The 6,817-nt window shown below is 52.4% G+C and carries 4 protein-coding genes and 2 pseudogenes; all 6 read right to left on the bottom strand.

Annotated elements, in window-relative coordinates; all coding sequences use genetic code 11:
• Positions 1–381: 381 nt before the first annotated feature.
• Entirely contained in the window at positions 382–792 is a 411-nt protein-coding gene (locus tag CAY82_RS24655; protein WP_087503437.1) for an immunity 22 family protein, read from the bottom strand.
• Between the two features lie 132 nt (positions 793–924).
• Positions 925–1,880 (bottom strand): annotated as a pseudogene (locus CAY82_RS24650) (RHS repeat domain-containing protein); the annotation flags it as partial.
• 201 nt (positions 1,881–2,081) lie between these two features.
• Positions 2,082–2,396, bottom strand: a complete 315-nt coding sequence (locus tag CAY82_RS24645) for a hypothetical protein (RefSeq protein ID WP_087503436.1) — start codon at positions 2,394–2,396, stop codon at positions 2,082–2,084.
• 387 nt (positions 2,397–2,783) lie between these two features.
• Positions 2,784–4,781, bottom strand: a pseudogene (locus tag CAY82_RS27180) (RHS repeat-associated core domain-containing protein); the annotation flags it as partial.
• 190 nt (positions 4,782–4,971) lie between these two features.
• Positions 4,972–5,538 carry a hypothetical protein gene (locus CAY82_RS24635; RefSeq protein WP_087503435.1) on the bottom strand — a complete coding sequence of 189 codons (567 nt, stop codon included), beginning with the start codon at positions 5,536–5,538 and terminating at the stop codon, positions 4,972–4,974.
• A partial coding sequence (locus tag CAY82_RS24630; protein WP_140399137.1) for an RHS repeat domain-containing protein occupies positions 5,538–6,817 on the bottom strand: 1,280 nt, incomplete at its 5' end. The genes CAY82_RS24635 and CAY82_RS24630, both read right to left, overlap by 1 nt.

Raw genomic sequence — 6,817 nt, 5'->3', positions numbered from 1 at the left:
GCAGGAAGTGACCGAGGGCGTTTTCGATGCGTTGCAGCGGCACTTCGCTGTTGGTGTCCGGCACTTCGCCGAAGTAGAAGAACAGGTTGTCGAGGGTTTGCAGGATGTAGTGGCCGCCCTCGGTGCATACCAGGTACACCTGTTCGTGCGGGTTGTAGATGCGCCCGGCGGCACATGCAGTGAAAGAATATCGGCTCTACCTATACTTTGGCAGAGCCAAATAAACTATTAGTTATTAAAAATCGAATCCTTATCACCCTAGCACTCACAACAAAAACTTTAAATTAAAAACAACACATAACCGCACATCGAAAATCAGATCCAAACACTAAAAATGTTGACGCAGCGCCAATTCAAGGTTCCTCTGGACCTTCGTCGAGCTTATTCGCCCTCATATAACCCAACATACTTCAAACCATTATAATTCGATTTTAGCGGCATGGAAATTACCGTGCCACCATCAGAGTACCAGAAAATTGCATTAGCCTTAGTAATTCCAAGTCTCAAACACTCCGCCTTTAGATCCTCAATGCAACTGGAATCAACCGCAGATTCAAGCAAGATCTGCTCTAAATTCATTTCCTCCGCTTTTCTTGGTATAATCCCTATGAAATCTTCGTCATACCATCTCACACCAATATCTTTGCAAAACCCACAAACCTTATATGCTGGATCATCCAAATCCACAGAATAGTCCAATTCAAAATACTTTAGATATTCATCCTCCGAAGAGAAATTTGTACCTACCCAAACATGAACTTTTTCATACCGATCAATATCATAATAGTCCATTTAGCATGCTCCTAGCTTCATGTGTTTGCTGTGATGTGAATCGATCACGCTAAGCGCTTGAGCTTTGCTTTGCGCACCATTCAGGTCTTTAATTAAATTATTATGGAACAGCCTTCCAGCCCTACTACCATGCTGTTCGACTTCGCCGTTGATTTCCACCTGCTTGGCTATTCGCCGCCCCAGGCTGTCGTAACGGTAGTGCCCAGTACTCTCCAGCTTGCCATTGACCAACGTCTCAGCACCCACCAGCCGGTTCTCACAGTCATAGCTAAGCTCTGCAGCTTGCTGTGTCCCGAGCGCTTTTCGATCAGGTTGCCCCACGGGTCGTAACGGTACTCCTGATCCCGCCACTGTTTGATCCGGTTGTCCTTGACCTTGTCGAACTGCCGCGCATTGAAGTCCAGGCGGTTGGCTGCCGGGTCGTAGCGAAACTCCTCGCTGCCCACCAGCGAGCCGGTATCGCGGCTGCGCAACTGCCCGTTGGCTTCGTACTCGTATTTGATCTCACCCCGTAGCTTGTCCAGCGTGCGCACCAGTTCACCCGCCGGGTCGTACTGATAGCGACGGTGGATCGGGTTATACGCATGCTCCACCAGCAACGAGGTATTGATCCCAGTGTTGTGCACCTGCGAGAGCTTGTCAGCGGGCAGCATCGAGGCGTATTGCCACGCCTTGCGTCCCATCGCGTCACAACCGAAGCAACTGGTGAGCTTGCCCTGAGTCCGGTACACCTCGCGGTGCAGGTCATCACGCTCCATGTCGCTGATCACCTCGAAGCAACTGGTGAGCTTGCCCTGGGTCCCGTACACCTCGCGGTGCAGGTCGTCACGCTCCATGTCGCTGATCACCTGGCCATCCAGGTTCAGCTGGTGCAGGTGCCCGCTGCCGTAGTACAGGTGGTTGACCTAGCGACCATCCAGCAGGGTCAATGTAATCAGGTTGCTGAGCGGGTCGTATTCATATTCCAGTGCACCACCCGGGGTCAGCTCCTGCGTCAGTCGTCCGAGCAGGTCGTAGCTGTAACTCAATGCCTCTTCGGTGATGCCCAACTGCTTGCCCGCACTGTTCGGCGGGCATTTAAGTGAGAGATGATTGCTCCTTAGAATACACGTCAAATTTCGTACAACAAGCGCAGCTTTGATCGTCCTAAGCTGCGCTTTCTACCTAACACTTACACTACCCACTAGTTCTTGAAGAGGAACCCTCATAGCCAAGACTCCCATCATTACTGCTGCAGAAACATCTCAACTAACGCGCACCCAAAACAACCATTAGCAAAATCTCGCCATCTAGAACTCTAGAAAAGCATCATTCTCAAAATAATACTTAAAGGCCTCAAAGTAATCCTCAACAGTGGCAGCAGGAAGTTGCTGATCAGTATAATCAATTACATCCTGTATCATTGGCGTATCTAGTGTTTCGATCCACCCTTCACTGGCTACCTGCGGCGGGAGATAATCAGTCGAATCTGGAGAAAAGTCACGACTATCTAATGAAAATGCACCCTTTGTATCCAAGGTCCAACTTGTGTTTGGCAAATAGAACCAAGAGTCCGGCATTTTATCCAGATTCTCTAGGACTTCCCGTATGCTATAAGTTCTCATAATCACCTTAACATGATGTGTTTTGTAATGCCTTGAATCCACCCTTTTGATTAGGGTGCAAACTGGCCTGCACCGGTCCCTTCGCCTGATGTTGTGCTCTCGGAATAAGCTCGATATCTTTAGGGGACTGAGCATTATGGTGCCAAGAGTGGTTTGGCGGGCTCCTGTCACTGAAGCCTCCTCTGGGGCCGGGCTGAATATGCTCCACTACTTCAGCGGGCAAAGCAGCCTTAAGTTCAGGGTATTGTAGTGTCCGCTTGTATAGTTCTTCATTAGCATATTTGAAATGCGCCCCCTGTTCGAGCCATGAATTTCTTGCGGCATCTCTACACTGGTCCATACGCTATATTGTGAACTAGATAGCGGACGGCCGCTACCGTCTATACCAGACCATCCCAGTGGATCAATCCAATTGATGGGATTGAGCGCATAAGAATATAAATTTAGCCCGCCTGTCAATCCAATCGGGTCTTGAGTGGCAAAGCGCCCAGCTTCCGGATCATAATATCTGAAGGTATTGTAGTGCAGCCCCGTCTCACCATCAAAATACTGACCTTGGAACCGTAGATTTTGCTCGACATCCTTAGCTGGCAGACTATCTATCGCACCCCAAGAACGATACGTCGCCTGCCAAACGATCTTCCCATCACTGTCCGTCAGCTCCAGCGGCGTACCAATCTGGTCAGTATGGAAGTAATAAACCTTCTGCTCCTCTCCTTCCGCCTGATCGACCCGCGCCAACGGCGCAAAGCTACCCGGCTCATACAGGTACAGAATGCTCTGCCTCGGCGTCTCCTCCCGTAGCATCCGCAAGCCTTGCCAGAGGAAGCGCTTCTGTTCGACCTGGCCATTGATCTCCGCCTGCTTGGCCACCCGCCGCCCCAGGCTGTCGTAGCGATAATCGCCTCGGCTCTCCAGCTTGCCATTGACCAATGTCTCCGCCCGCACCAGCCGGTTCTCGCAGTCATAGCTAAAGTGCTGCAGCTTGCTATGCCCCGAGCGCTTCTCGATCAGGTTGCCCCACGGATCGTAACGGTACTCCTGATCCCGCCACTGTCTGATCCGGTTGTCCTTGACCTTGTCGAACTGCCGCGCGTTGAAGTCCAGCCGGTTGGCCGCCGCGTCGTAGCGGAATTCCTCGCTACCCACCAGTGAGCCGGTATCGCGGCTGCGCAACTGGCCGTTAGCTTCGTACTCGTACTTGATCTCGCCCCGCAGCTTGTCCAGCGTGCGCACCAGTTCACCCGCCGGGTCGTACTGATAGCGACGGTGGATCGGGTTGTACGCATGCTCCACCAGCAACGAGGTATTGATACCGGTGTTGTGCACCTGCGAGAGCTTGTCGGCCGGCAAGTTCGAGGCAAACTGCCAAGCCTTGCGCCCCATGGCGTCATAGCCAAAGCAGCTGGTGAGCTTGCCCTGGGTCCGGTACACCTCGCGGTGCAGGTCATCGCGCTCCATGTCGCTGATCACCTGGCCGTCCAGGTTCAGTTGGTGCAGGTGCCCGCTGCCGTAGTACAGGTGGTTGACCTTGCGGCCATCCGGCAGGGTCAATGTGGTCAGGTTGCTGAGCGGGTCGTATTCATAGTCCAGTGCGCCACCCGGGGTCAGCTCCTGCGTCAGTCGTCCGAGCAGGTCGTAGCTGTAGCTCAATGTCTCTTCGGTGATGCCCAACTGCTTGCCCGCACTGCTCGGCTGGCGCTGAATGCTCAGCAGCCGATCGGCATCGTCGTATTCGAAATCCTGTCGGGCATCGCGGTTGACCTTGGCCATCAGCCGGCCAATGGCATCACGTTCGAACAGCGTGTTGCGCTCTGGCCGCTCGCCGTTGTCGCCGTAGCCAATCTCGTCCATGCGCACCAGATGGCCGCCAGCGTCGTAGCCGAAGCGCCGGGTCAGGTTATCCACCCGCACTTCTTCGCTCAGGCGGTCCGAAGCGTCGTAGGCAAAGCGGTAGGCTGCACCGTTCTCATTGACCAGTGCGGTCAGGCGCAGGGCCTTGTCGTACTCGTAACGGACCCACTCGCCCTTGGCGTCCTGGCGGCTGCTCGGCAAGCCGCGCGAGGTGCGCTGCAGGCAGGTGGTCTGGCCTTTGCCATCAGTGTGCGTCAGCACCTGGCCGAGGGTGTTGTAGGTGAAGCGTTCGGCAGTGCCATCCGGGTGATGGATGCGCAGCACTTCACCGTCGGGTTTGCGTTCCAGCGAAGTGGTCTGGTTCAGCGCATCGGTCACCGCGATCAGGTGCTGGCGTTCGTCGTAGCGGTACCAGGTGCTCTTGCCCGAGCAGTCCTGATAACGCTCGACCTGTGCCAGGGTGCTCTACCGTAGGTACTTGGACTGGTAGGTCGCGTCGATGATGGTATGCGGCAGGCCGTCATCGCTGTTATGGCTCGGTCAATAGATCGGACAAACCCAATGCCCCAGGTCATTTGCCTTTATAACTAAAAAGAAATGGGGCTAAATCAGCCCCACTGAATCGATCATGTTTTTAAAGATCTACACCCTCGAAGCATTAAATCATCAGGAAAAATAACGACCACAGCCCAGCTCAAGCAGCTCAATCACATTTTAAAACTCAACGAGCAACCAGTTCAAAATCAAGATGACTCACATCGGAACCATCAGCAATTACTGGCAGAACTGGGGCAGAGATAAACTCGAGTCCATATCCGTATTCCGAACCATATTCACGAAGCCCTGCATATCCCTTGATGGACAAACTATAAATACCAGGCTCAACATCAATATAATCATTACTCGGAAGTCGAGAAGCATACTCGGCTTTGTAATTTAGGAAAAAATCTTCATCCCAGTCAAATAGCGCATTGAGATCCGAAACAATCAGGACACCAGAAACTATTACCAAAGGAAGTCCTGAATACTCGAATACCGGCTCAGGCAAATCATCCACCCCCACATTTTGACACTCTGTAAAAACAGAGTATTCTTGCTCCGAAATTTGGTATATAGGAAAAACCACTCCCTGTTCAATCGCCTGCTGCCCAAGCGCTTCGTCTTTCAAAAAAGCATTAAAGATATTTGTATCTGTTAACCCTTTGCTTTTTATGAAAGCCGCAAATTGTACCGGATCAAACAATACTATTCCTGGAGCATACAGCTCTATCAACGCACTCCGTTTCATTACCCGCATCCTCCTGCAGAATTGTTACCACTGCCTTTGCCAAGCGACTTAGTTAGGGCCTCACCAATAGTTACATCTTTCGCAAGCACTTGTCCGGTACGAGGAATTTTTAACGTGCCCTTTTGAGGGAACCCCTCGTAAGCCTTGTTTAGCTTCTTAACCAATTCTTCAGACGTCCCTTCAAACTTTTTGTTAAACGGTACACCTTCTTTCTTTATTGCGTCATGGAATTGCTGATGTAGCTTATCAGAACCTTCAATCTCATTGGGGAACCATGATGGCGAGTCGAGCTTGGTACCTAGCTCTGGGAACCCATGGGTGTTTGCATGAGCACGGGGGAACGGATGGTGCCCCATACCGTCAGGTTTCAAGGGCTTCCAAAATGGCATCCACCCCCAAGGATCGATCCAGGATAGTGGATTGGGGACATATTGATATAAATTTAGACCACCATTGAGGCCAATAGGATCCTGAGTGCAAAACCTACCTATTTGCGAATCATAATAACGAAAAGTATTATAATAAATTCCCGTTTCAACATCATAGTATTGACCTTGAAAACGTAGGTTCTGCTCAACTCTATTGACGGTTATCTGCTCTATCTCACCCCATGAGCGATACGTCGCCTGCCAAACGATCTTGCCATCACTGTCCGTCAGCTCCAGCGGCGTGCCAATCTGGTCAGTATGGAAGTAATAGACCTTCTGCTCTTCCCCTTCCGCCTGATCGACCCGCGCCAACGGCGCATAGCTGCCCGGCTCATACAGGTACAGGATGCTCTGCCCCGGCGTCTCCTCACGCAACATCCGCAAGCCTTGCCAGAGGTAGCGCTTCTGTTCGACTTCGCCGTTGATTTCCGCCTGCTTGGCTACTCGCCGCCCCAGGCTGTCGTAGCGATAATCGCCTCGGCTCTCTAGCTTGCCATTGACCAATGTCTCGGCACGCACCAGCCGGTTCTCGCAGTCATAGGCAAAGCTCTGCAGCTTGCTGTGCCCCGAGCGCTTCTCGATCAGGTTGCCCCAAGGATCATAGCGGTACTCCTGGTCCCGCCACTGCCTGATCCGGTTGTTCCTGACCTTGTCAAATTGGCGCGCATTGAAGTCCAGACGGTTGGCTGCCGGGTCGTAGCGGAATTCTTCGCTGCCTACCAGCGAGCCGGTATCGCGGCTGCGCAACTGGCCGTTCGCTTCATACTCGTACTTGATCTCGCCCCGCAGCTTGTCGAGGGTTCGCACCAACTCTCCAGCCGGGTCGTACTGGTAACGGCGGTGAATCGGGT

This window comes from Pseudomonas sp. SID14000, from assembly GCF_002165135.1.
In the GTDB taxonomy this organism is placed as follows: Bacteria; Pseudomonadota; Gammaproteobacteria; order Pseudomonadales; family Pseudomonadaceae; genus Aquipseudomonas.
The sequence above is the reverse complement of the archived record's forward strand: the minus strand, read 5'-3'. Positions and strand labels throughout refer to the sequence as shown.